The sequence below is a fragment of the Shinella sp. 838 genome (assembly GCF_029623935.1).
GTDB lineage: Bacteria > Pseudomonadota > Alphaproteobacteria > Rhizobiales > Rhizobiaceae > Shinella.
This window is the reverse complement of sequence record NZ_JARSBQ010000008.1, coordinates 265,477-287,075: the sequence shown is the minus strand read 5'-3', so window position 1 is coordinate 287,075 and position 21,599 is coordinate 265,477. Positions and strand designations below refer to the sequence as shown.

The 21,599-nt window shown below is 63.9% G+C and carries 23 protein-coding genes; 12 read left to right on the top strand and 11 right to left on the bottom strand.

Going from position 1 to position 21,599, the window contains the following annotated elements:
- The first annotated feature begins 376 nt into the window (after positions 1–376).
- Entirely contained in the window at positions 377–2,335 is a 1,959-nt protein-coding gene (locus P9A16_RS23080; RefSeq protein ID WP_037405704.1) for a M23 family metallopeptidase, read from the top strand.
- Positions 2,336–2,432: 97 nt separating this feature from the next.
- On the opposite strand, the gene P9A16_RS23075 is transcribed toward P9A16_RS23080, so the two are convergent.
- The 5 genes from P9A16_RS23075 to P9A16_RS23055 all read right to left on the bottom strand — a co-directional run bounded on the left by P9A16_RS23075 (position 2,433) and on the right by P9A16_RS23055 (position 6,496).
- Positions 2,433–2,681, bottom strand: coding sequence for a sulfurtransferase TusA family protein (locus P9A16_RS23075; RefSeq protein ID WP_023515290.1), 249 nt, complete (start codon positions 2,679–2,681; stop codon positions 2,433–2,435).
- Complete coding sequence (locus P9A16_RS23070) at positions 2,678–4,180, bottom strand: L,D-transpeptidase family protein (protein WP_023515289.1); 1,503 nt, start codon at positions 4,178–4,180, stop codon at positions 2,678–2,680. Before P9A16_RS23070 ends, P9A16_RS23075 begins: the two co-directional genes overlap by 4 nt.
- A gap of 192 nt (positions 4,181–4,372) precedes the next feature.
- On the bottom strand, positions 4,373–5,326 hold the full coding sequence (locus P9A16_RS23065) for an acetyl-CoA carboxylase carboxyltransferase subunit alpha (RefSeq protein WP_023515288.1): 954 nt from the start codon (positions 5,324–5,326) through the stop codon (positions 4,373–4,375).
- A gap of 76 nt (positions 5,327–5,402) precedes the next feature.
- A complete protein-coding gene (gene xerD / locus P9A16_RS23060; protein ID WP_023515287.1) occupies positions 5,403–6,350 on the bottom strand; it encodes a site-specific tyrosine recombinase XerD in 948 nt (315 codons plus the stop codon).
- Positions 6,347–6,496, bottom strand: a complete 150-nt coding sequence (locus P9A16_RS23055) for a hypothetical protein (protein WP_023515286.1) — start codon at positions 6,494–6,496, stop codon at positions 6,347–6,349. The genes xerD and P9A16_RS23055 overlap by 4 nt, the downstream gene beginning before the upstream one ends.
- 153 nt (positions 6,497–6,649) lie before the next feature.
- Between P9A16_RS23055 and P9A16_RS23050 the strand changes: the two genes are divergently transcribed.
- The 3 genes from P9A16_RS23050 to P9A16_RS23040 are packed head-to-tail and all read left to right on the top strand — an operon-like array spanning position 6,650 to position 9,304.
- The gene (locus P9A16_RS23050) at positions 6,650–7,243 is read left to right on the top strand and encodes a shikimate kinase (protein ID WP_023515285.1); all 594 of its coding nucleotides are present in this window, start codon (positions 6,650–6,652) and stop codon (positions 7,241–7,243) included.
- Positions 7,244–7,253: 10 nt separating this feature from the next.
- Complete coding sequence (aroB, locus tag P9A16_RS23045; RefSeq protein WP_023515284.1) at positions 7,254–8,387, top strand: 3-dehydroquinate synthase; 1,134 nt, start codon at positions 7,254–7,256, stop codon at positions 8,385–8,387.
- Positions 8,384–9,304, top strand: coding sequence for a transporter associated domain-containing protein (locus tag P9A16_RS23040; protein ID WP_023515283.1), 921 nt, complete (start codon positions 8,384–8,386; stop codon positions 9,302–9,304). Before aroB ends, P9A16_RS23040 begins: the two co-directional genes overlap by 4 nt.
- Here the strand turns inward: P9A16_RS23040 and P9A16_RS23035 are convergent, their stop codons facing one another.
- On the bottom strand, positions 9,305–9,586 hold the full coding sequence (locus P9A16_RS23035; RefSeq protein WP_023515282.1) for a BolA family protein: 282 nt from the start codon (positions 9,584–9,586) through the stop codon (positions 9,305–9,307).
- Positions 9,587–9,704: 118 nt separating this feature from the next.
- Between P9A16_RS23035 and P9A16_RS23030 the strand changes: the two genes are divergently transcribed.
- The 4 genes from P9A16_RS23030 to P9A16_RS23015 all read left to right on the top strand — a co-directional run bounded on the left by P9A16_RS23030 (position 9,705) and on the right by P9A16_RS23015 (position 14,395).
- Positions 9,705–10,328: a J domain-containing protein gene (locus P9A16_RS23030; protein ID WP_023515281.1), complete on the top strand. Its 624-nt coding sequence runs from the start codon at positions 9,705–9,707 to the stop codon at positions 10,326–10,328.
- Positions 10,329–10,445: 117 nt separating this feature from the next.
- Positions 10,446–11,444, top strand: coding sequence for a cobaltochelatase subunit CobS (gene cobS, locus P9A16_RS23025; RefSeq protein ID WP_023516501.1), 999 nt, complete (start codon positions 10,446–10,448; stop codon positions 11,442–11,444).
- A 16-nt stretch (positions 11,445–11,460) separates the two neighbouring features.
- Positions 11,461–13,362, top strand: coding sequence for a cobaltochelatase subunit CobT (gene cobT / locus P9A16_RS23020; protein ID WP_037405711.1), 1,902 nt, complete (start codon positions 11,461–11,463; stop codon positions 13,360–13,362).
- 31 nt (positions 13,363–13,393) lie between these two features.
- Positions 13,394–14,395, top strand: coding sequence for an esterase-like activity of phytase family protein (locus P9A16_RS23015; RefSeq protein WP_023516503.1), 1,002 nt, complete (start codon positions 13,394–13,396; stop codon positions 14,393–14,395).
- A gap of 55 nt (positions 14,396–14,450) precedes the next feature.
- Here the strand turns inward: P9A16_RS23015 and P9A16_RS23010 are convergent, their stop codons facing one another.
- Both P9A16_RS23010 and rpmB read right to left on the bottom strand, forming a co-directional pair.
- Positions 14,451–15,089: a VUT family protein gene (locus tag P9A16_RS23010; RefSeq protein ID WP_023516504.1), complete on the bottom strand. Its 639-nt coding sequence runs from the start codon at positions 15,087–15,089 to the stop codon at positions 14,451–14,453.
- Between the two features lie 159 nt (positions 15,090–15,248).
- On the bottom strand, positions 15,249–15,545 hold the full coding sequence (gene rpmB / locus P9A16_RS23005) for a 50S ribosomal protein L28 (protein WP_024270157.1): 297 nt from the start codon (positions 15,543–15,545) through the stop codon (positions 15,249–15,251).
- A 241-nt stretch (positions 15,546–15,786) separates the two neighbouring features.
- Between rpmB and P9A16_RS23000 the strand changes: the two genes are divergently transcribed.
- Positions 15,787–16,578 (top strand): DUF3108 domain-containing protein, encoded by a 792-nt coding sequence (locus P9A16_RS23000; RefSeq protein WP_023513759.1) that lies wholly within the window; start codon positions 15,787–15,789, stop codon positions 16,576–16,578.
- A 36-nt stretch (positions 16,579–16,614) separates the two neighbouring features.
- Entirely contained in the window at positions 16,615–17,496 is an 882-nt protein-coding gene (gene yddG, locus P9A16_RS22995) for an aromatic amino acid exporter YddG (protein WP_023513758.1), read from the top strand.
- Here yddG and P9A16_RS22990 read toward each other — a convergent pair whose 3' ends face one another.
- Positions 17,497–17,919, bottom strand: coding sequence for a cupin domain-containing protein (locus tag P9A16_RS22990; protein ID WP_023513757.1), 423 nt, complete (start codon positions 17,917–17,919; stop codon positions 17,497–17,499).
- Positions 17,919–18,683 carry a hydroxyacylglutathione hydrolase gene (gloB, locus tag P9A16_RS22985; RefSeq protein WP_023513756.1) on the bottom strand — a complete coding sequence of 255 codons (765 nt, stop codon included), beginning with the start codon at positions 18,681–18,683 and terminating at the stop codon, positions 17,919–17,921. Before gloB ends, P9A16_RS22990 begins: the two co-directional genes overlap by 1 nt.
- A 91-nt stretch (positions 18,684–18,774) precedes the next feature.
- Here gloB and P9A16_RS22980 point away from each other — a divergent pair, with 91 nt between their 5' ends.
- Complete coding sequence (locus tag P9A16_RS22980) at positions 18,775–19,524, top strand: class I SAM-dependent methyltransferase (protein WP_023513755.1); 750 nt, start codon at positions 18,775–18,777, stop codon at positions 19,522–19,524.
- Between the two features lie 64 nt (positions 19,525–19,588).
- Entirely contained in the window at positions 19,589–20,518 is a 930-nt protein-coding gene (locus tag P9A16_RS22975) for a prephenate/arogenate dehydrogenase family protein (RefSeq protein WP_023513754.1), read from the top strand.
- A gap of 33 nt (positions 20,519–20,551) precedes the next feature.
- On the opposite strand, the gene P9A16_RS22970 is transcribed toward P9A16_RS22975, so the two are convergent.
- On the bottom strand, positions 20,552–21,559 hold the full coding sequence (locus P9A16_RS22970; protein ID WP_023513753.1) for a DUF2125 domain-containing protein: 1,008 nt from the start codon (positions 21,557–21,559) through the stop codon (positions 20,552–20,554).
- Positions 21,560–21,599: the final 40 nt, after the last annotated feature.

The window sequence follows — 21,599 nt, the reverse complement described above, 5'->3', positions numbered from 1 at the left end:
AAATCACCCGAACCAAATCAGGCTCAATTCTCACCAGCTCCATCAGGAAACCCTAGAGCGAGTTCGTCGGCCGCCAGAAGCGCCGCCGCTCTCGTTCGATGGCCGGGTTATAGGCCCACACTTTTGAACCGTCAACAGGGCATGTGACAGTTTTTTGAAAAAATCAGCAGAAAGATACGTCCGCTATGCGGCTCCTCCGGATTTTCAGGGTTTTGCGGCGGAAGAAAAGGCGTTTGCCCCGACTTGCCCTCAGATTTTCACATTCCGGCACTCTAGAGGAGTTCACAAGAACGAGCGTGATTTGACTCGCATGCCTTCCTGCGTGCATGGTCCCGCGCTGAAAACAGACCGCGACACAGGGCGAAGCGCAATCGGCATGACCACTGACCGGAACATGATCCGATCCCTCGGCAATGAACCGCCGATTCTCGCCGACGGACGCAAGGCGCCCGACCGCCGGGAAATCTCGCTTCGCTGGCTCTCCGGCACGTTCCTGACCGGTATCACCTCCTCCATCCTGATGGGTGTCGCGCTGTTCGCCGCGCTCGACGGGCGCCAGCAACTCGCCATTCCGGCCGAGGCCTTTGCGGCCCTCGGCACGGCGAACCAGACCAGCAAGTCCGGCGAAACGGCAAAGCGCGGCGAACGCGTGGTCGAGACGGCCATCGTCGCCAAGCCGGCTGACAAGAAGATCATGGAAATCTCCACCGTGATCCATGACGGCGAGAAGGAAGTGGTGCGCCGGCAGCCCTTCGCCCATGTGAAGATGGCGCTCGCCGCGAACCACGCGACGAGTGAGGACTATCCGCGCTTCGACCCGCTCGCGATCTTCTCCACCAATGGCAAGGATGCAGCGCCCGCCTCGCGCATGGGTACGATCTACGGTTCGGATGTCGAATCGGAGGTCGCGCTGCAGACCGACGCCTTCCCGACCGGCGGCTCGGCGCTCGACTATGCCGACCAGATGTCGATCGAGGAGGTCGAGGAGAATGTGCGCACCAACGGCTCGGTGCTGACGGACGGCAGCACGCAGGTCGCCTCCCTCTACTATGTGGATCCGCAGCGCTTCGCCTCGGACTCGTCCGATCTCGACCTCCTGCAGGGCCTGACGGCCCGCATCGTCGAAGAGAACATGAGCGTCTCGACCTTCGATACGCTGACGCCCGACGATACCGAATATGCCGACGACGTCATCCCCGTACGCCGCGCCGCCGATATCGGCGAGATCATGACGGCCGCCGGCTACACGAAGGCCCAGGCCGAAGACCTTTCCGCCTATCTCGAAAGTCCGCTGGGCAGCAAGCAGCTGGCCGAGGGCGACGTGCTGCGCATCTGCATCGTGCAGAAGGGCAAGGAAGCCAGCATCGTGCGCGCCAGCGTCTATTCGCGCGGCCGCCATGTGACGACCGCCGCGCTTGACGACCAAGGCCGCTTCGTCAACGGAACGGAGCCGCCGGTGCTCGACGCCGTCGCCACCGCCTTCGACGACGACGACAGGCCCGCCATCATCGCGGGACGCGACCTGCCACGCGTCTATGACGGCATCTATCGCGCCGCGCTTTCCTACGGCATGGGCAAGGACATGACGGCGGAGGTCATCCGTGTCCTTGCCAGCAATGTCGATTTCCAGGCGCAGCTGCGACCGACGGATTCACTCGAAGCCTTTTTCTCCGTCACCGACCAGAACGGCGCGGCCACCGAGGAATCGGAAATCCTCTTCCTCGATGCCAAGTTCGGCGACACGGAAACCCGCGTCTACCGCTTCCAGAACCCGGAAGACGATTCCGTCGACTATTACGACGAGAACGGCAAGAGCATCCGGCAGTTCCTGCTGCGCAACCCGGTCCCGAACGGCACATTCCGCTCCGGCTTCGGTATGCGGCGCCACCCGATCCTCGGCTTTTCGCGCATGCATACCGGTGTCGACTGGTCGGCACCGCGCGGCACGCCCATCATCGCGGCCGGCAACGGTGTCGTCGAGAAGGCAGGCTGGGATTCCGGCGGCTACGGCAACCAGACGCTGATCCGCCATGCCAATGGCTATGTCTCGTCGTACAATCACCAGAACGCCATCGCCAAGGGCATCAAGCCCGGCGTCAAGGTCCGCCAAGGCCAGGTTATCGGCTATGTCGGCTCGACCGGTCTTTCGACCGGCCCGCACCTGCATTACGAGATGATCGTCAACGGCAACAAGGTGGACGCGTTGAAGATCCGCCTGCCCGGCGGCAAGTCGCTAGAGGGCAAGGCCCTTACCCAGTTCGAGGTCGAGCGCAAGCGTATCGACGACCTGCTCGGGCGCGGCGACGGAACGACGGAAGTCGCCGAGAGCCATTAAGACCCGGGGACAGCTTGAACGGCCAACAATGTACGGGCGAATGGCACCCGTCATTCGAAACCAGATCAATCGAGCGGAAAAACACGAAGCCGCAGGTTCACGCCTTCTTGCGGATCAGGAAACGATGCCCCGCTTCGACGCGCTCGCTTGCTTCGAGCGCGTGGCCATCCTCGTGGCAGAAATGGGGAATGTCGATGACGGCCAGCGGGTCGGTGGTCTCCACCCAGAGCACGCTGCCGGCATCCATCGTCGAAAGGCGTTTGCGCGTCTTCATCACCGGCAGTGGGCATTTCAGGCCGCGCAGGTCGTAGACCTCGGCATCGACGCTGGTCCCTGGCGCGGTCATTTCTGCCAGAACTTCCAGAACGGCTTTTCCGCCGCCTTCTCAACGACCTGAACGCTCGGATTTTCTTCCGGCACCGGCAGCGCATCGGCACCGGCAACCGGCTTTTGAACAGGCTGGCCGGTGGTCGCGACGACGGTGGTCTCCGTCTTCTGTACTGCCTGCCGACCCGCATCCTGCTGGCTCTGCTCGGTCACCTCGGCAACAGGCTCAGCCTTGCGCGGCTCGGCCTTGTTGTTCCAGAACTTCCAGAAGGGTTTTACGTCCTTCTTCTCGACGGCGGCAACGCCCGGATTTTCTTCCGGCACTGGTAGTGCGCCCGCGCCCCGCGCCTGTTTCTCGGCTTTTTCAGCCGCGACATCGGCAGCGAAGGCTTCCGCTTCCTTGATCTTCGCCTGTTCCGCCGCAAGCTTCGCCTCTTCGGCCTCGCGAACCGCGCGCTCCGCTGCCTCGACCTTGCGCTTTTCGGCCTCTTCGACCTTACGCTTCTGCTCGGCGATTTCGCGGGTGGTCATCAGCTTGCCGGCATCCAGCGAATTGCCGGTCGGCGCATAGGCGAGTTCACGCCCTTTGCGCTGGTCGGCGACGATCGCCTTGCGCTGGGCTTCCGAAGGCTCGACCCAGACCGTGCCGTCATATTTCTGCATGGCCTTGGCATAGGCTGCCGCATAGGTCTTGTTGTAGCTGCCGAGCGCCACTTCAAGGCTCGCCGGCGTCGTCATCGCCGGGCAGGCACCCGCCGGCGAGAAGGCTTTGTCGGCCTGCTGGTTGAAGACGTACTTCTTCTCGCAGACATTGACCTCCGGCGGACGCTTGGTCAGCTCGAAATGGTCGTAACCGACCTTCAACATCTTCCAGAAGTCGATATTCGGATTGTCGCGGTGGCGCGCCATGTTTTCCGCGGTCATGCGGAACGGGAACGCCTGGAGCTGGATCGTCGACTGTCCGCCATTGAAGGCATCACGCGCGAAGGCGAAGATCTCGACCATCTGCTCGTCGGTCATCGAGTAGCAGCCGGACGACGAACAGGCGCCGTGGATCATCAAATGCGTACCGCTCGCCTTGTTGGCGCGGTCAAAGGCATTCGGAAAGCCGGTGTTGATGGCTAGGAAATAGCTCGAGTTCGGGTTCATGTTCGCCTTGGACAGCGGATAGAACCCTTCCGGCGCCTGACGGTCGCCTTCCTTCATCTTTGGCCCGAGTTTGCCCGACCAGGCGCAGATCTTGTAGTTGCGCACCAGCTGGTAGCGGTTCGAGCGGTCGGCCTTCCACAACTCCAACCGGCCCTCTTCCTTGAAGATGCGCAGCATCATCGGCGAAGACCGGTCGATGTTCATCGAGGAAAGCTTGCCGAGCACCGCCGAGGAAAGCTGGTAGTCGGTCTTCTTGGAAACCTTGGTGATATCGACGTCGACTTTATCGAACGTGTCGAGCGTCTCGTTGGTGCAGCCGGCGGCGGCCACAGCAAGAAGCGATACGGCGGCAAGAGCAGTCAGGCGCATTCCAGAGGTCCGTCAACAATCACGAGATCGCAAGCCGTCGCGCCGGCGGGCGGACGCGCAGTGGTAACCGGCTTATACTTCATAAAGTGTTAACCGGAAATTCTTTTGCGAGGCTGCCGGCACGCCGCACCGTTTCAGACACAAAGATTATGGCCGAGATGGGGCGAAAGCCGGCGATCGGCAAGAATCCGCTCAGAGCTGGCGGCCGATGTTGAGGTAACGCTGGCGGCGATCCTTTCGCAGCTGGTCGCCCGGCTTTGCCGAAAGATCCTTGAGCGCAGCCGCAATGACGTCGCCGGTGCGGGCGATAACACCCTGCGGATCGCGGTGCGCGCCGCCAACAGGCTCCTGGATGATCCCGTCAATGATGCCGAAGGTCTTCAAATCCTCGGCGGTGATCTTCATGTTGCTGGCCGCTTCCTTGGCCCGCGTGGAATCACGCCAGAGGATGGAGGCGGCGCCTTCCGGCGAGATCACGCTGTAGATCGCATGTTCGAGCATATAGACGCGGTCGCCGGTGGCGATCGCGATGGCACCGCCCGAACCGCCCTCGCCCAGCACCACCGAAACGATCGGCACGCGGACATTGAGGCACATTTCGGTGGAGCGGGCGATGGCTTCGGCCTGGCCGCGCTCTTCCGCGCCGATGCCGGGATAGGCGCCCGCCGTGTCGATCAGCGTGATGATCGGCAGGCCGAAGCGGTCTGCCATTTCCATGACGCGGATCGCCTTGCGGTAGCCTTCCGGCCGAGCACTGCCGAAATTGTGCTTGAGGCGCGACTTGGTGTCGTTGCCCTTTTCCTGCCCGATGATGGCGACGGCCTCACCGTTGAAACGACCGAGGCCAGCCTGGATCGCCTCGTCCTCGGCGAACTTGCGGTCACCGGCAAGCGGGGTGAACTCTTCGAAGAGCTGGGCGGCGAAATCGAGGAAATGCGGGCGCTGGGGATGGCGCGCAACCTGCGTCTTCTGCCAGGGCGTCAGCTTCGCATAGATATCGGCCATCGCCTCCCGGGCGCGCACTTCCAGCCGGCCGACCTCATCCGTCGTGTCGATGCTCTCATCTTCCTCGGCGAGCTTGCGGAGCTCGTGGATCTTGCCTTCGAGATCCGAGATGGGCTTTTCGAAATCGAGGTAGTTGTGCATGAGATGCGTTTCCGATCGTTTGCTCAAACCGCGTCAGGATGCCGTCGGCCAAGGGCCAGTGGCATGAAGAGGGGTCCTAATCCGGTTTTTTTGCCTGTTTGGCAAGGGGGTGATGGGTCTGAACGAGCTGGTGGAGCCGTTCTTCCAGCACATGCGTATAGATTTGTGTCGTCGAAATGTCTTGATGGCCGAGCAGTTCCTGCACCGCACGTAGGTCCGCGCCGTTCTGCAGGAGATGGCTGGCGAAAGCATGGCGCAACACGTGTGGCGAGAGCGTCGAGGCCCGGATTCCCGCTCGCCCGGCCAGCGCCTTCAGGTCGCGGGCAAACACCTGGCGCGGAAGATGCCCCTCCTTGCTCTTTGCCGGAAACAGGAAGGCGCCCGCAGCCGGATCATCGCCGATATCGGCGGCCAGCGCTTCGCGATAGGTTTCGAGCGCTGCAACGGCGGCACGCGACAACGGCACCAGCCGCTCCTTGTTGCCCTTGCCCTTCACGATGAGGAAGCGACCGGTCTGCGCCAGCACGCTGGCCGGGAGCGAGACGAGCTCGCTGACGCGCAGACCGGTTGCGTAGAGAAGCTCCACCAGAAGATGCATGCGGCGGCGCAGCAGAAGCGTGTTGCCCGGCTCCGCCGCCTCGACCTCCGCACGGGCGATCAGGCGGCCGACATCCTCGACGCTCAGCGTCTTCGGCAGCGACCGGCCCTTGCGGGGTGCGTCGAGAATGCCGGTCGGGTCATCGCCGCGCAGCCCCTCGCCATAAAGGAACTTGAAGAACTGCCGCAGCGCCGAAAGCCGGCGGGCCTGAGAGGACGCCGCAAAGCCCTGCCGGGCGAGATGGGCAAGATAGGCGCGCAAATCATCCGGCGCCGCCTCAACCAAGCGCACGCTCCGCTCGTTGAGGAAGGAACGCGCATCCTCCAGGTCCCGCTCGTAGGATTGCAGCGTATTCGTCGCCGCGCCGCGTTCGGCGCTCATCATCTCAAGAAAGGACTCGACCTGAAGGGCGGATGGGTCCCTCATTGTTGCGAGTTCACCCGTTCGGAGGGAATGCGGATCGTTACCTCGCGCTCTGTCGGCTCCACGAACGTCACCAGCGCCACCATCGAGCCATAGATCGAGCCGGCGATCACGGCGCAGAAGAACAGGAATCGGAACAGGGTCGGCATGGCACTCTCCGGGACGATGGTCCCTATATCGCCCCACCATAGGCCGAGTGCAAGGCCGGCCGCGGCCCGGCGCAAGCGATGGATCCGCGCCGAGGCTTGACGCTTCCAGCGCTTTTGTCGATACGGAAAGGGACGAAACCCCGGAAAACGCGAATGACCGAGCTGACCGACCAGCCCCCTCTCACGCTTGCCCCCACGCTTGCCGAGGCGGCCCGCGCCGTGCTCGGCAAGCGTAACCTCGTGCTGATCGGCCTGATGGGCGCCGGCAAGTCGGCGATCGGCCGCATGACCGCGCAAGCGCTCGGCATTCCCTTCATCGACAGCGACCATGAGATTGAGCGCGTCTCGCGCATGTCGATCACCGACCTGTTCGCGGCCTATGGCGAAGCGGAGTTCCGCGCGCTGGAGACCCGCGTCATCAAGCGCCTGCTGCGCTCCGGCCCGCGGGTCGTATCAACCGGCGGCGGCGCCTATATCAATGAGAACACACGCAAGCACATCAAGCGTGGTGGACTCTCGGTCTGGCTGAACGCAGACCTCGACGTCCTCTGGGAGCGCGTCAACAAGCGCGACACCCGCCCGCTGCTGAAAACGGAAAACCCGCGCCAGACGCTCGAAAACCTCATGAACGCCCGCTATCCGATCTATGCGCAGGCCGATCTCACGGTCCTGTCGCGTGATGTGAAGAAGGAAACCATGGTGGAGGAGGTGCTCGCCGCGATCACCGCCGCTGCCAAGAAAGCCTGACGAGATGACAATGACTGCGACTGCACCTGCCAACGCCCGCCGTACCGTCCGGGTCGATCTGGGCGACCGTTCCTATGATATCCTGATTGGCCCCGGCCTCATCGCCGCCGCCGGCCGCGAGATCGCCAGCCGCCTCAAGGGCCGCAAGATCGCCGTCGTCACAGACGCGCATGTCGCCCCCCTCTATCTCGACAATTTCATGGCCGCGCTGAAGGCGGAGGGCATCGAGGCCGTCTCTCTCGTGCTGCCGGCCGGCGAGAAGACGAAGAGCTTCGAACACCTGATCAGCGTCTGCGACAGCGTGCTCGCCGCCCGCATCGAGCGCAACGACGCGGTCGTGGCGCTCGGCGGCGGCGTCATCGGCGACCTCACCGGCTTTGCCGCCGGTATCGCGCGCCGTGGTTCGCGCTTCATTCAGGTTCCGACCTCGCTGCTCGCGCAGGTCGATTCCTCCGTCGGCGGCAAGACCGGCATCAACTCGCCACACGGCAAGAACCTCATCGGCGTCTTCCACCAACCGGACCTGGTACTCGCCGATACGGATGTACTCGATACGCTGTCCCTGCGTGAATTCCGCGCCGGCTATGCTGAAGTCGCCAAATACGGCCTGATCGACAAACCGGACTTTTTCGCCTGGCTGGAAAAGAACTGGCGTGCCGTCTTTGCCGGCGGCGAGGCCCGCATCGAGGCGATCGCCACGAGCTGCCAGGCCAAAGCCGACGTCGTTGCCGCGGACGAGCGGGAGAACGGCCAGCGCGCTTTGCTCAATCTCGGCCATACCTTCGGCCATGCGCTGGAGGCGGCGACGCAGTATGATAGCGCCCGCCTCGTGCACGGCGAGGGCGTCTCGATCGGCATGGTGCTTGCCTATCAGTTTTCCGCCCGCATGAACCTTGCCAGCCCCGACGACGGCAAGCGTGTGGAGGCACATCTCGCCGACGTTGGCCTGCCGACCGCCATGAACCAGATCGCGGGCGGCCTGCCGCCGGCGGACGTGCTGATGGACGCCATCGCCCAGGACAAGAAGGTCAAGGGCGGCAAGCTCACCTTCATCCTGACGCGCGGCGTCGGCCAGTCCTTCGTCGCCGACGACGTGCCGCAATCCGAGGTCATCGCTTTCCTCAAGGAAAAGCTGCCGAAATGAACAGCGACACGCCCGCCGCGCTCGCTCCCGTCTCCTGGCCGCTGGTCATTCTGCTGCTCGGCCTCATTGTTCTCGTTGTGGTTCTTTTCCGCTGGCGCCGTTCGATCGCCGCGCTCTGGCGCAGACATCAGGACGCGCGCGAAGCGGAGGGAGACCGCCGGAACGGCCAGTCTGCCCGCGACGGCGCAGCGGCAAAGTCCGATCGGGAAAAATCCTCCGGCATGCTCGACCTCGATGCGCTCGAGGTCTCCGACATCATGGTCCATCGCACGACGATGCGGGCGCTGAACGCCGGCGATCCACCAGAGGAGATCGTCAAGGCCGTGCTGGAAAGCCCTTATACGCGCATGCCGCTCTGGGCGGGCTCCGTCGACAACATCGTCGGCGTCGTGCACGCCAAGGATCTTTTGCGCGCGCTGGCGGAGCCGGGTATTGAGCCGAAGAACCTCGACATCACCCGGGTGGCGCAAAAACCCTGGTTCGTGCCCGACACCACGACGCTCAAGGAGCAGCTTGCCGCATTCCTGCGCCGCAAGGAGCATTTCGCGACCGTGGTCGACGAATATGGCGAGGTGCAGGGCCTCGTCACCCTGCAAGACATTCTGAAGGAAATTGTCGGCGATATCTCCGACGAGAAGGATGTCGACATGCAGGGCGTGCGGCAGGAGGCGGACGGTTCGCTCGTCGTCGACGGCGGCGTGACGATCCGCGACCTCAACCGCGCCTTCGACTGGAACCTCCCCGACGAGGAAGCAACGACCATTGCCGGCCTCGTCATTCACGAATCGAAATCGATCCCGGAAGAGCGCCAGGCCTTCACCTTCTACGGCAAGCGCTTCATCGTCATGAAGCGGGTGAAGAACCGCATCACCAAGCTGCGCGTCCGCCCGGTCGAGCCGGAAGCGCCGCGGACCTGATCACCAGCGGGTTGCCTCCCCAGGTGCCGCCGCCTCGACGGCCAGGGCATGCAGGCCCGCATCGAACTCCGCCTTCACCAGATCGTTGATCGCCCGGTGGCGCGCCACGCGGCTCATGCCGGCAAAGGCGGAAGCGACGATGCGCACGCGCATATGCGTCTCCCCCTCGCCGTTGAAATCCGGCTGGTGGCCGGCATGCAGGTGGCTCTCGTTGAGGACGTCGAGCCGCTCCGGCGCGAAGGCGGCGGTCAGCTTTTCGGTGATGCTGGACTTCATGGACATGGCAGACCTTGGGCGGCGGAAACCGTGCGCCGCAATGCACAAAATGGTTCCACAAAGCCAGCAACAATCCGCTTTGTCAATTCTTGTTGCAGGCCATCCTGAACCCCATAATGGGGCCATGAAACTCGATTCCAAATACTTCGACCGCATCCGCACGAAGCGGCGCATGGAGCGTCCGGAACGTTCCGCGCCGACCTGTCAGTGGGATGGCTGCGAAGAGAATGCCGTGCATCGCGCGCCCGTCGGCCGCAATGCCGAAGGCCAGTATTTCATGTTCTGCTTCGAGCACGTCAAGGAATACAACAAGGGTTACAATTACTTCTCCGGCCTCTCCGACGGCGAGATCGCCCGCTACCAGAAGGAGGCCATCACCGGTCACCGTCCGACCTGGACGATCGGCGTCAACAAGGCCGCCAAAAACGGCCCCGCGCAGGGCACAGCACGCTCGGGTTCCGCCGGGGCAAATCAGCGCATCCGCGACCCCTTCGGCTTTTTCCCCGAAGGCAAAGGCCGCCGGCCGCAGATGGAGCCGCGCGCGAGAAAGCTGAAAACGCTGGAGGCGAAGGCCTACGATACACTCGGTCTTTCCGCCGATGCGACAGCACAGGACATCAAGACCGCCTACAAAGCCCTTGTCAAAAAGCATCACCCCGATGCAAATGGCGGAGATAGAGGCTCGGAAGAGCGTTTTCGCGCGGTCATCCAAGCATATCAATTGTTAAAGCAGGCCGGCTTCTGCTAGAGCATTTTGCGGCCGGACGGAATCGCCCGGTTTCGCACGATGCTATCAGGCAAAGGGCGCAGTCGGCGTGCACTAGGATATTGGGGTGGAGGCAAACCCACCGCCCGCGGAGACGTGATGAGCAAGATGGATCTCGATATTTCCAACCTCCCCGATACCACGGTATCCGTTCGGGAGGTTTTCGGCATTGATACGGACCTCAAGGTCCCGGCCTACTCCAAGGCGGACGCTTACGTACCGGACCTCGACCCGGACTACCTGTTCGACCGGGAAACCACCCTCGCCATTCTCGCGGGCTTTGCGCACAATCGCCGCGTCATGGTCTCCGGCTACCACGGCACGGGCAAGTCGACCCATATCGAGCAGGTCGCCGCGCGCCTCAACTGGCCGTGCGTGCGCGTCAACCTCGACAGCCATGTCAGCCGTATCGATCTTGTCGGCAAGGACGCGATCGTCGTCAAGGACGGCTTGCAGGTCACCGAATTCAAGGACGGCATCCTGCCCTGGGCCTACCAGCACAATGTCGCGCTCGTCTTCGACGAATACGACGCCGGCCGCCCGGATGTGATGTTCGTCATCCAGCGCGTGCTGGAATCCGCCGGTCGCCTGACCCTGCTCGACCAGAGCCGCGTCATCCGCCCGCACCCCGCCTTCCGCCTGTTCGCGACGGCCAACACGGTCGGCCTCGGCGATACGACGGGCCTCTATCACGGCACGCAGCAGATCAACCAGGCACAGATGGACCGCTGGTCGATCGTCACCACGCTGAACTACCTGCCGCACGATCACGAAGTCAGCATCGTCGCCGCCAAGGTAAAGCGCCTGGCCGCCGGCAAGGACGGCCGCGACACGATCTCGCGCATGGTTCGCGTTGCCGATCTCACCCGCGCCGCCTTTATCAACGGCGACCTCTCGACCGTGATGAGCCCGCGTACGGTCATCACCTGGGGTGAAAACGCCGAGATCTTCGGTGATCTCGCCTTCGCCTTCCGTGTCACCTTCCTCAACAAGTGTGACGAGCTGGAACGGACGCTGGTCGCGGAACTCTATCAGCGCGCCTTCGGTGTGGAGCTGAAGGAAAGTGCCGCCAACATCGTGCTGGAGGCGACGGCCTAGGGCCCGGTAGAAGCGCATGGCAGCTCGCGGAGACAATTCGAAGCCGAGGCCCGGCGGCGTGGTCGACATGGAGCCGTTCCGCCGCGCCGTGAGCGGTTGCGTCCGCGCCGTCTCCGGCGATGGCGAGGTGGAGGTCACCTTCGCCAACGAGCGACCCGGAATGACTGGCGAGCGCATTCGCCTGCCGGAACTGACGAAGCGCCCCTCGCCCACCGAAGTCGCGATCACCCGCGGCCTCGGTGATTCGATGGCGCTGCGCAAGGCCTGCCACGACGCTCGCATCCACGCCACCATGTCGCCGCAGGGTGCCGATGCCCGCGCGATCTTCGACGCGGTCGAACAGGCACGCGTCGAGGCCATCGGCTCCAACCGCATGCCGGGCATGGCGCAGAACCTCACCACCATGCTGACGGAGAAATACGCCAAGGCGAATTTCGGCGCGATCACCCGTCAGGCAGATGCGCCCCTCGAAGAGGCCGTCGCGCTCATTGTGCGTGAAAAACTCACGGGCCAGGCCCCGCCTGCCTCCGCCGGCAAGGTGCTGGACCTCTGGCGCGACTTCATCACCGACAAGGCCGGCAAGGACATGGACGGCCTGACCGCCGCCATCAACGACCAGCAGGCCTTTTCCCGCGTGGTGCGCAACATGCTCGCCTCGATGAACGTCGCCGAACAGTATGGCGAGGACGAAACCGAGCCTGACGATTCGGAGACGCCCGAGGACGAGAATCAGCCGCGCAGCGACGAACAGGAAGACAACGAGAGCCAGGAAGACGCTGGCGACGACGCCGCACCTGCCGACGAGAACGAGACGTCCGACGAGCAGATGGACGAAGGCGAGATGGACGGCGCGGAAATCTCCGACGACGACCTCGTCGATGACGACGGCGACGACAGCGAAACACCGGGCGAGGTCCGCCGCCCGAACCATCCCTTTACCGACTTCAACGAGAAGGTCGACTATTCGGTCTTCACACAGGAATTCGACGAGACGATCACCGCGGAGGAGCTCTGCGACGAGGCCGAACTCGACCGCCTGCGCGCCTTCCTCGACAAGCAGCTTGCCCACCTTCAGGGCGCGGTCGGCCGCCTTGCCAACCGCCTGCAGCGCCGCTTGATGGCGCAGCAGAACCGCGCCTGGGAGTTCGACCTCGAAGAGGGCTACCTCGACAGCGCCCGCCTGCAACGCATCATCATCGATCCGATGCAGCCGCTCTCGTTCAAGCGTGAGAAGGACACCACCTTCCGCGATACAGTCGTGACGCTCCTCATCGACAATTCCGGCTCGATGCGCGGCCGGCCGATTACCGTCGCTGCCACCTGCGCCGACATCCTGGCCCGCACGCTGGAGCGCTGCGGCGTGAAGGTCGAGATCCTCGGCTTCACCACCAAGGCATGGAAGGGCGGCCAGTCACGCGAAAAATGGCTCGGCAGCGGCAAGCCGCAATCGCCCGGCCGCCTCAACGACCTGCGCCACATCGTCTACAAGGGCGCCGACGCCCCCTGGCGCCGTGCAAGGCGCAATCTCGGCCTGATGATGCGCGAAGGCCTGCTGAAGGAAAACATCGACGGCGAGGCGCTGATCTGGGCACACGACCGCCTGCTCGCCCGCCCCGAGCAGCGCCGTATCCTGATGATGATCTCGGATGGTGCGCCGGTCGATGATTCGACACTTTCGGTGAACCCCGGCAATTATCTGGAGCGGCACCTGCGCGCCGTCATCGACCAGATCGAGACCCGCTCGCCGGTCGAACTTCTCGCCATCGGCATCGGCCACGACGTGACACGCTACTATCGCCGCGCCGTGACGATCGTCGATGCCGACGAACTGGCTGGCGCCATGACGGAACAGCTCGCCTCGCTCTTCGCCGACGAGGCCACCAGCCGACGCCCTGCCGGCCGCCGCCGTGCCGGCTGAAGCAGCGGCGCAGCGGCGTAACGGAGGCCTTTTGCGAGGCCTCCAGCTCCTCTCTGCCACCATCGCGCTTTCGCTGCCGTTGCCGACGGCTGCAAAGGCGGAGGCCGTCGAGCTACCGGTCACCAGCAACACCATCACACATTTCACCTTCAGCTCTGACCAACGCACCTTCGGCAAGCTCGAATTCCTCGGCGGCATCAGCTATTCGTCCAGCAATCCCCTGCTTGGCGCGGTCTCGGCGATCCGCTTTCGCCCCGACCGCCAGGATTTCGTCGCCGTGCTTGATACCGGCCACTGGCTCACCGGCCGCATCGAGCGGGACGCTGAAGGCCGGCTGAGCGGCCTTGCCGATCTCAAGGCCCGTTCGATGCTCAACGACAAGGGCCAGGACGAGAACGTCAAGTACCAGATGGACGCCGAAGGCCTTGCCCTCGGCACGGGTGAGGTTCTGGTGAGCTTCGAGAACCTCCACCGGATAGATGCCTACCCCGATCCGGGCTTCATGGAGGAAAGGCCTGCACGCCGCCTCGACCTGCCCTTTCCCCTGCGCGAGCTGCGCAGCAACCGCGGCATGGAAACGCTGGCAATGTCGCCGGAGGCGGGGCCGCTCGGTGCGGTACCGGTCACCGTCACGGAACGCAGCCTCGACGCCGATGGGAACGTTTTCGCCGCCGTACTCGACGGCCCGCGCGCCGGTATCTTCGCGGTCACCCGCAACGACCCGTGGGACATCACCGACGGCGCCTTCCTACCGAATGGCGACCTCCTGTTGCTGGAGCGCCGCTTCCGCCTCTCTGACGGCATCGGCATGCGCATCCGCCGGATCGAGGGTCAAAAGATCCGCCCCGGCGCCGTGGTCGATGGCGACGTGCTGATCGACGTCGATCTCAGCCACCAGATCGACAACATGGAAGGACTGGACGTCGTCGCCATGGCGGATGACGACATCCGCCTCATCGTCGTTTCCGACGACAACCACTCCATTCTCCAGCGCAACCTCATGCTGGAGTTCCGCCTGCTTCCGGAAAAGTAAAGAGCCGCCCTGCAAACGCCGGACGGCTCTTCTTCATTCACCATTTCCACTCGTCTCAAGTGGTCTTTTCAACACCCGGCATCGGCTTCAGCCTGCTCATCAGCGCGCCATAGGGCAGCAGCATGGCGATACCGACCAGCATCTTTACCGTAAAGTCCCCGAACGCCCAGGATACCCAGCGCGGAGCTTCCGCGGTGAGAACACCCAGTACCGGCGCCCATTCGATGGCAAAGGCATCGTTCGGTCCGAAGATGGAAAAGGCCGGCGCGAAGGCGAGGGAAAAGAACAGGATCGTATCCAGCAGCGAGCCGATCAGCGAGGCGATCAGCGGCGCGCGCCACCAGGCCTGCCGGCGGAGCTGGTTGAAGACGGAGATGTCGAGCAACTGGCCGAACAGGAAAGCCGAGCCGGACGCGATCGCGATACGCGGCGAGGCGACCGCGAAGGAGAACACCACTGCCACGAGGAAACCGGCCGCAACGACACGGCGCGCGACACGCGGCCCGAACTGGCGGTTGGTGAGGTCCGTGATGAGGAAGGCGACCGGATAGGTGAAGGCGCCATAGGTCAGGAGATCGCCGAGGGCGATGCCGAACAGTTCGCCTGAGAGCGGGTATTGCACGAGCACGTTTGACGCGACGACGACGGCCGTCATCAGGAGGACATAGAGAATCGTAATGCGGTTCGCTTGCATTTTTTTACCCTGGGTGATGCCACCAGCTGGAGTGGATGAAGCAATTCCAGGAGTTGCGCCCGGAATTGCGCTTTTTGCGCCACGCTATGCACACAGCATTGAGGCCTGGCCGGAACCCGGTCAAGCCTCAATAAAAGCAGCGCAGCTTAGGGCCTGAAATCAGGCAGCGACAGCAGCAGCGGTCTTCTTGGCGATCTGGCGGCGCAGCAGGCGAGCGCGCATCGACAGTTCGTTCTCTTCAGCCTTCAGAAGGAAGGCGTCGAGGCCACCGCGGTGCTCGACCGAGCGGAGGGCAGCAGCGGAAACGCGAAGACGGAAACGCTGGCCGAGGGCATCGGAAATCAGCGTGACATTGCACAGGTTCGGCAGGAACTTGCGCTTCGTCTTGTTGTTTGCGTGGCTCACATTGTTGCCCGACTGGACGCCCTTGCCGGTCAATTCGCAACTACGGGACATGGTACACCTATTTTTCTTGGTTCAGGACAATACGTTTCCGGCACCGAAACCGGCCGCAGTCCGTCTGGCCTTTTTGGAAAGTCGCGGTTCTATAGTCACACGCGACGCCGACGTCAAGCCAAACCTGCCGTTCATCGGGAATTCAGTTGCCAAGGGCCATGATTTGCAGGCAAGAGCAAATGGATCGGGCTTTTGCCACGGCGTAGAATCGCCGCAATGGCAGACTAGGCGGAGCGTCTCAATGGGAGTCGTGAAGATGAACGGGCGGGTTTGGGTTGCAGGCGCAGTCATGTCGGTTGCCCTGGCGGGTGGCGCGACGCCGCTTTCCTCGGCGGAAATCGAGCACCGCACGGATTACAGCATCCGCCTGTCCGGCCTGCCTGTGGCCACCGCCACCTTCCGCTCGGCCTTCAACGGCAACCGCTACACGATTTCCGGCAGCATGCAATCGGCCGGCCTTGCCGATATCTTCTCGAGCACCAAGGGTACGACATCGGTTTCCGGCACCGTCAGCCGCGGCCGGCTGCACGCCACGAACTATTCGGTGAACTACAAGAGCGGCAAGCGCAGCCGCGCCATCGACGTGACCTTCCACAACGGCAATGTCATCACCGCCAGCATGACGCCGCCGCGGCGCAAGCCGAAGAACTGGGTGCCCGTCTCCACCGCCGACATGCGCGCCGTGCTCGACCCGATCTCTGGCCTCATCATCCCGGAAGGAAGCCGTGTCTGCCCGAAGACGTTGCCGATCTTCGACGGCGAGAGCCGCCTCGACCTGAAGCTGAGCTCCAAGGGTACCAAGCCCTATTCCACCAAGGGCTTCGAGGGAGAGGTCGTCGTCTGCGGCATCCGCTTCGTCCCGAAATCCGGCTACAAGAAGGGCCGTGACGACGTGGAATATCTGCGCAAGCTGAAGACGATGGAAATCTGGTTTGCCAAGGCCGAGGGAGCGAAGGTATATGCTCCGGTCTATGTGCAGATTCCGACCAAGCTCGGCCCTGTCACCGTCTCGGCCACGCGCTTCGGCGGTTGACACATGGCTCCGGTCGGACGACCGGAGTGATCGGCCTTGAAGACGCGTGCAACCCTGATTGGCTTTTCGGCGATCCTGATGTGGTCGCTGCTCGCGCTCTTCACCGCGGCCTCCGGCAAGATGCCACCTTTCCAGCTCTCGGCCGTCTGCTTCCTCATCGGAAGCCTGCCCGGCATGCTCGTGCTCATCGCCCGGCCGGAGCGCGCCAGGCTGCTCCGGCAGCCGGCGAAGGTCTGGGTCACGGGCATCCTCGGCCTCTTCGGCTATCACTTCCTGTATTTCACCGCGCTGCGCAACGCGCCGGCCGTGGAAGCCGGCCTCATCGCCTATCTCTGGCCGCTCCTCATCGTCGTCGGCTCGGCGCTGCTGCCGGGTGAAAAGCTGAAGTGGAACCATGTCGTCGGCGCGTTTCTCGGCCTCGGCGGCACGGTGCTCATCGTCGGCCGCAACGGCTTCGCCTTCGACGAGGCCTACCTCATCGGCTATGGAGCAGCCTTTCTCTGTGCCTTCACCTGGTCGGGCTACTCGCTGCTCACCCGCCGCTTCGAGGCGGTCTCGACGGATGTGGTAACCGGCTTCTGCCTCGCAACCGCCCTTCTTTCGCTTCTCTGCCACCTGATGCTGGAAACCACCGTCTGGCCGCAGACAGGCTTCGAATGGCTCGCCATCGCCGGGCTCGGCCTGCTGCCGGTCGGCGCGGCCTTCTATGCCTGGGATTTCGGCGTCAAGAACGGCGACATCCAGATCCTCGGGGCCGCAAGCTATGCCGCACCGCTGCTCTCGACGCTCGTGCTGATTCTCAGCGGCTTTGCCGAACCATCCTGGCGCATCGGCCTTGCCTGCCTGCTGGTGACGGGCGGTGCCATCCTCGCCGCCAAGGACATGATCTTCCGCAAGACCGCAGCAAGCCCGGCCTGATCAGGCACCCGGCTCCCAGCCGGCAGGCGCCATCTCGAAGGATGAGAAGAGGAAGCCCGGCGAGACCGTGCAGCCAACCAGCGTCCAATCGCCGAGCGGCTCGGCCGATTGCCACCAGTTCGCCGGCACGATGATCTGCGGCCGCTCGCCGGCAGCAAGATCCGGCCCGAGCACCTGAGCCTCCGCCCGCTCCATACCGTCGCTCACCGAAAGCGCCAGGGGCCCACCGGCATAATGGTGCCAGACCTCGACCGCATCCACCACCCGATGCCAGTGCGAGCGCTCACCCCGCTCCAGGAGGTAGTAGATCGCCGTCGAATGCCCGCGCGTGCCACCCGCTGTGTCGCGAAAGGTCTGCACATACCAGCCGCCTTCCGGATGGCGCTCCATGCCGAGCCGGGCAATGATATCCTGCGGCGTCATCAGAACCGGTCCTTGCGCGCACGGATTTCCGCAAAGACCTCGGCGTCACGCGCTTCCGCCATGCCGAGATGGCGGCGGATCGAGGGTTCGGCAGCCCTCAGGAAGGGATTGGTTGCCTTTTCAAGGCCGATGGTCGTCGGCGCGGTAAAGCCGCCAGCCGCCCTGATCGCCTCGATTTCCGCCACGCGGCTTGCAAGCACGGCATTGTCCGGATCGACGGTCCTGGCAAAACGCGCATTGGAGAGCGTGTATTCATGGCCGAAATAGACGGTCGTTTCGTCCGGCAGCACGGCGAGCTTGGACAGCGACTCCCACATCTGCGCCGGCGTGCCCTCGAAGAGCCGGCCGCAGCCGAGCGCGAAAAGCGTGTCAGCCGCAAAGAGCAGCTTTTCCGCCGGCAGATGGAAACAGATATGTCCTGCCGTATGCCCCGGCGTCAGGATGACCTCGACGCGCCGGCCGGCGAAGTCAAAGCTGTCGCCACCATCCACCTTGCGATCGATACCCGGGATCGTCTCGCGCACCGGACCGATGATCGTCACACCGAAACGCTCCTTCAGCGCAAGATTGGCCTCGACATGGTCGTTGTGATGGTGCGTCGTAAAAATGTGGCTGAGCGCCCAGCCGCGGCGGGCGAGCGCGTCGAGGATCGGCTTTTCCTCCGGTGCGTCGATGCTCGCGGTTGCCCCCGTTGCCGGATCATGCAGCAGCACGCCGAAATTGTCGCTGCGGCAGGGAAAGAGGTCTATTTCCAGCGGGATCATGGTGCATTCCTCATCGCATTGGCAGAGCGGTCGGCGGGAATGTAAGGCAATCGGCCTTGAAGTCCACCAGCCCATCGCGCACATTCAGGTCATGCATGCCGATATTGTCGACCTTCGCGAATTCTACCACTCGCCGCTCGGGCGCCTCGCCGATCATTCGATCGCGATGGCACTCGCTTCGCTCTGGGCGCGCCTGCCAGACGAACGGCTGGTCGGGCTCGGCTATGCCGTGCCCTATCTGGAACGGTTCCGCGCCGATACGGAGCGCACCTTCGCCTTCATGCCGGCGGGCCAGGGTGCGGTGAACTGGCCGCCGAGTGAGCTCTCCTCCACGGCCCTGGTCTTCGACGAAGAACTGCCACTGCCGGACGCTTCTGTCGATCGCATTCTGATGGTGCATTCGCTGGAGTTTGCGGAAAACCCGCGCGAGACGATGAAGGAACTCTGGCGCGTGCTCGCCCCCGGCGGGCGGCTCGTCATCGTCGTGCCGAACCGGCGTGGCGTCTGGGCACGCATGGAGCACACACCCTTCGGCTCCGGCCGGCCCTATTCGCGCCGCCAGCTGACCGCGCTGTTGCGCGAGACCAACTTTACGCCCGGCGCCTCGGCCGAGGCGCTGTTCTTTCCGCCCTCCAAGCTGCGCAGCGTGCAGAAATTACGAGGCGCCTTCGAACGGCTAGGCCGAACGCTCTGGCCGATGTTCTCCGGCGTCATCATCGTCGAGGCACAGAAGCGGCTCTACCAGGGCTTGCCCGTTGCCGCACGCGCCTCACGTCGCGTCTTCGTGCCCGTGCTCGCCCCACACGGCGTGCCGACGACGCGCGAGCGCGCGCAACGCTGATCCCCTCGACAAATGCCGGCCCGCCCGCTAGAGCGGGCCCACGCGGAAACGAAGGGCGAAGGGCATGACGGACGGACATTTCGACAAGATCACGCTGATCGGCATCGGCCTCATCGGCTCTTCCATCGCCCGCGCCGTCAAGGCGAAGGGCCTTGCCAAGACCGTCACCATTTCGAGCCGCAGCCAGGAGACGCTCGACCGCGCCCGCGAACTCGAGCTCGGCACCGATTACGTCCACGACGCCGGCAAAGCCGTCGAAGACGCCGATCTCGTCATCGTGTCGGTGCCCGTCGGCGCCTCCGGCAAGGTCGCGGAGGACATCGCTCCTCACCTGAAGTCCGGCGCCATCGTCACCGATGTCGGCTCCACCAAGGCCTCGGTCGTCGCACAGATGCTGCCGCATATGCCGAAGAACGTACATTTTATCCCCGGCCACCCGCTGGCAGGCACCGAGCATTCCGGTCCGGACGCCGGCTTTGCCGAACTCTTCCAGAACCGCTGGTGCATCCTCACGCCCGTGCACGGCACAGACAAGGAAGCCAAGCGCCGGCTCGCCGCCTTCTGGGAAGCCCTCGGCTCGAAGGTCGATGAAATGGATACGGAGCATCACGACAAGGTGCTCGCCATCGTCTCGCACCTGCCGCATATCATCGCCTACAACATCGTCGGCACAGCCGACGACCTCGAGACCGTGACGGAATCGGAAGTCATCAAATACTCGGCCTCGGGCTTCCGCGATTTCACCCGCCTCGCCGCCTCGGATCCGACCATGTGGCGGGACGTCTGCCTGCATAACAAGGACGCGATCCTTGAAATGCTGGCGCGTTTTTCCGAGGACCTCGCCTATCTGCAGCGCGCCATTCGCTGGGGCGACGGCGAAAAGCTCTTCGACCTGTTCACGCGCACCCGCGCCATCCGCCGCTCGATCATCGATGCAGGCCAGGACACATCCGCACCGAACTTCGGCCGGCCGGTCGCCGACAAGAAGGGCTGAGCATTTTCCACAGGGTCCCGTCGGAACGAGGCGTCAGACCGGTGGGATGAAGGCGATCGGGAAGAGGCCAAGATAAACGGTCCCTTCCTGCACATTGAGTTTTACCACGGCCCGGTCGCCACCCTTCGAGAGGCCTTCGATCACCTGTGCGACCTGCGTCGCCGTTTCCGCGATCTCCGGAAAGGCCTCGGAAATCCGGTCGCGCCAGACCGTGATGCCGGCAATGTCGAGATCGAGCGTACCAGAGAGATACCCATCGTCGCCCACCCTGAGCGGGCCGGAAAGGCTCGCCACCTTGCCGTCACCGAGGTCGAGCGACAGGCGGCGCAGCTCCACATTCGCGCCGAGCGGCGCACCAGCCGGCGGCCCTTCGGCGGAAATCCATGTTGCCGCATCGGCAATAGTCATGTCGGCCGCAACATCAAGCGGCGGCAGCACCCTGTCGCCAAGATCGAGCGAGAGCGCGTCGAAGGAGGCGGCGACATCGAGCGCACCGCCCGACTGGCGGATGTGCTTTTCGCCGTGGGCAGCCGTCACGCCAAGCGACACGGCCTCCGAGGGCACGTTGAGCCGGCCCTTCAGCCCGTCATAGGCAACCGAGGCGCGATCGAGCCCGTTCGTCCAGGCAGTGCCGCTTGCCCGCATGAGGTCCCAGTTTGCGTCGAAGACGAGATCGGGCGTCACGCGCACCTGCGCCGGCCCGTCAAGCTCGACGACCGCATGGCCGGGGCGATAGACCTGCGCAGCCGAGCGAAGCGCGCCGAAGGTCGCCGAAAGACCCGCCGGGCGATCGTCGATACCGACCGCATCGCAAAACAGGCCGATGCGGAACGGGAAGCCGCGGACGGAAAGGTTGCTGCACGAGGCCGAATGCATGCCCTGTAGGGATGCAGTGAGCTGCCGATCCAGCGTGTCCTTCAACCAGCTTGCGGCATAGAACCATCCGCCCGTATAGAGCGCGACGACGAGAACGACGGCAACGGCGAGCCGGACGAGTTTGCGCGTGACGCCGGATGTGCCGGTGTGGCTTGACGATGCCATGCTGTTCTCCAATGGTGGCGGACATGATTTGCCCGCAAGC

Bases quoted from the DNA above. Each gene is read 5' to 3' on its own strand.
- P9A16_RS23080 (WP_037405704.1), top strand. From the start codon at position 377: ATGACCACTGACCGGAACATGATCCGATCCCTCGGCAATGAACCGCCG.
- P9A16_RS23075 (WP_023515290.1), bottom strand. From the start codon at position 2,681: ATGACCGCGCCAGGGACCAGCGTCGATGCCGAGGTCTACGACCTGCGC.
- P9A16_RS23070 (WP_023515289.1), bottom strand. From the start codon at position 4,180: ATGCGCCTGACTGCTCTTGCCGCCGTATCGCTTCTTGCTGTGGCCGCC.
- P9A16_RS23065 (WP_023515288.1), bottom strand. From the start codon at position 5,326: ATGCACAACTACCTCGATTTCGAAAAGCCCATCTCGGATCTCGAAGGC.
- xerD (WP_023515287.1), bottom strand. From the start codon at position 6,350: ATGAGGGACCCATCCGCCCTTCAGGTCGAGTCCTTTCTTGAGATGATG.
- P9A16_RS23055 (WP_023515286.1), bottom strand. From the start codon at position 6,496: ATGCCGACCCTGTTCCGATTCCTGTTCTTCTGCGCCGTGATCGCCGGC.
- P9A16_RS23050 (WP_023515285.1), top strand. From the start codon at position 6,650: ATGACCGAGCTGACCGACCAGCCCCCTCTCACGCTTGCCCCCACGCTT.
- aroB (WP_023515284.1), top strand. From the start codon at position 7,254: ATGACTGCGACTGCACCTGCCAACGCCCGCCGTACCGTCCGGGTCGAT.
- P9A16_RS23040 (WP_023515283.1), top strand. From the start codon at position 8,384: ATGAACAGCGACACGCCCGCCGCGCTCGCTCCCGTCTCCTGGCCGCTG.
- P9A16_RS23035 (WP_023515282.1), bottom strand. From the start codon at position 9,586: ATGTCCATGAAGTCCAGCATCACCGAAAAGCTGACCGCCGCCTTCGCG.
- P9A16_RS23030 (WP_023515281.1), top strand. From the start codon at position 9,705: ATGAAACTCGATTCCAAATACTTCGACCGCATCCGCACGAAGCGGCGC.
- cobS (WP_023516501.1), top strand. From the start codon at position 10,446: ATGAGCAAGATGGATCTCGATATTTCCAACCTCCCCGATACCACGGTA.
- cobT (WP_037405711.1), top strand. From the start codon at position 11,461: ATGGCAGCTCGCGGAGACAATTCGAAGCCGAGGCCCGGCGGCGTGGTC.
- P9A16_RS23010 (WP_023516504.1), bottom strand. From the start codon at position 15,089: ATGCAAGCGAACCGCATTACGATTCTCTATGTCCTCCTGATGACGGCC.
- rpmB (WP_024270157.1), bottom strand. From the start codon at position 15,545: ATGTCCCGTAGTTGCGAATTGACCGGCAAGGGCGTCCAGTCGGGCAAC.
- P9A16_RS23000 (WP_023513759.1), top strand. From the start codon at position 15,787: ATGGGAGTCGTGAAGATGAACGGGCGGGTTTGGGTTGCAGGCGCAGTC.
- P9A16_RS22990 (WP_023513757.1), bottom strand. From the start codon at position 17,919: ATGACGCCGCAGGATATCATTGCCCGGCTCGGCATGGAGCGCCATCCG.
- gloB (WP_023513756.1), bottom strand. From the start codon at position 18,683: ATGATCCCGCTGGAAATAGACCTCTTTCCCTGCCGCAGCGACAATTTC.
- P9A16_RS22980 (WP_023513755.1), top strand. From the start codon at position 18,775: ATGCATGCCGATATTGTCGACCTTCGCGAATTCTACCACTCGCCGCTC.
- P9A16_RS22975 (WP_023513754.1), top strand. From the start codon at position 19,589: ATGACGGACGGACATTTCGACAAGATCACGCTGATCGGCATCGGCCTC.
- P9A16_RS22970 (WP_023513753.1), bottom strand. From the start codon at position 21,559: ATGGCATCGTCAAGCCACACCGGCACATCCGGCGTCACGCGCAAACTC.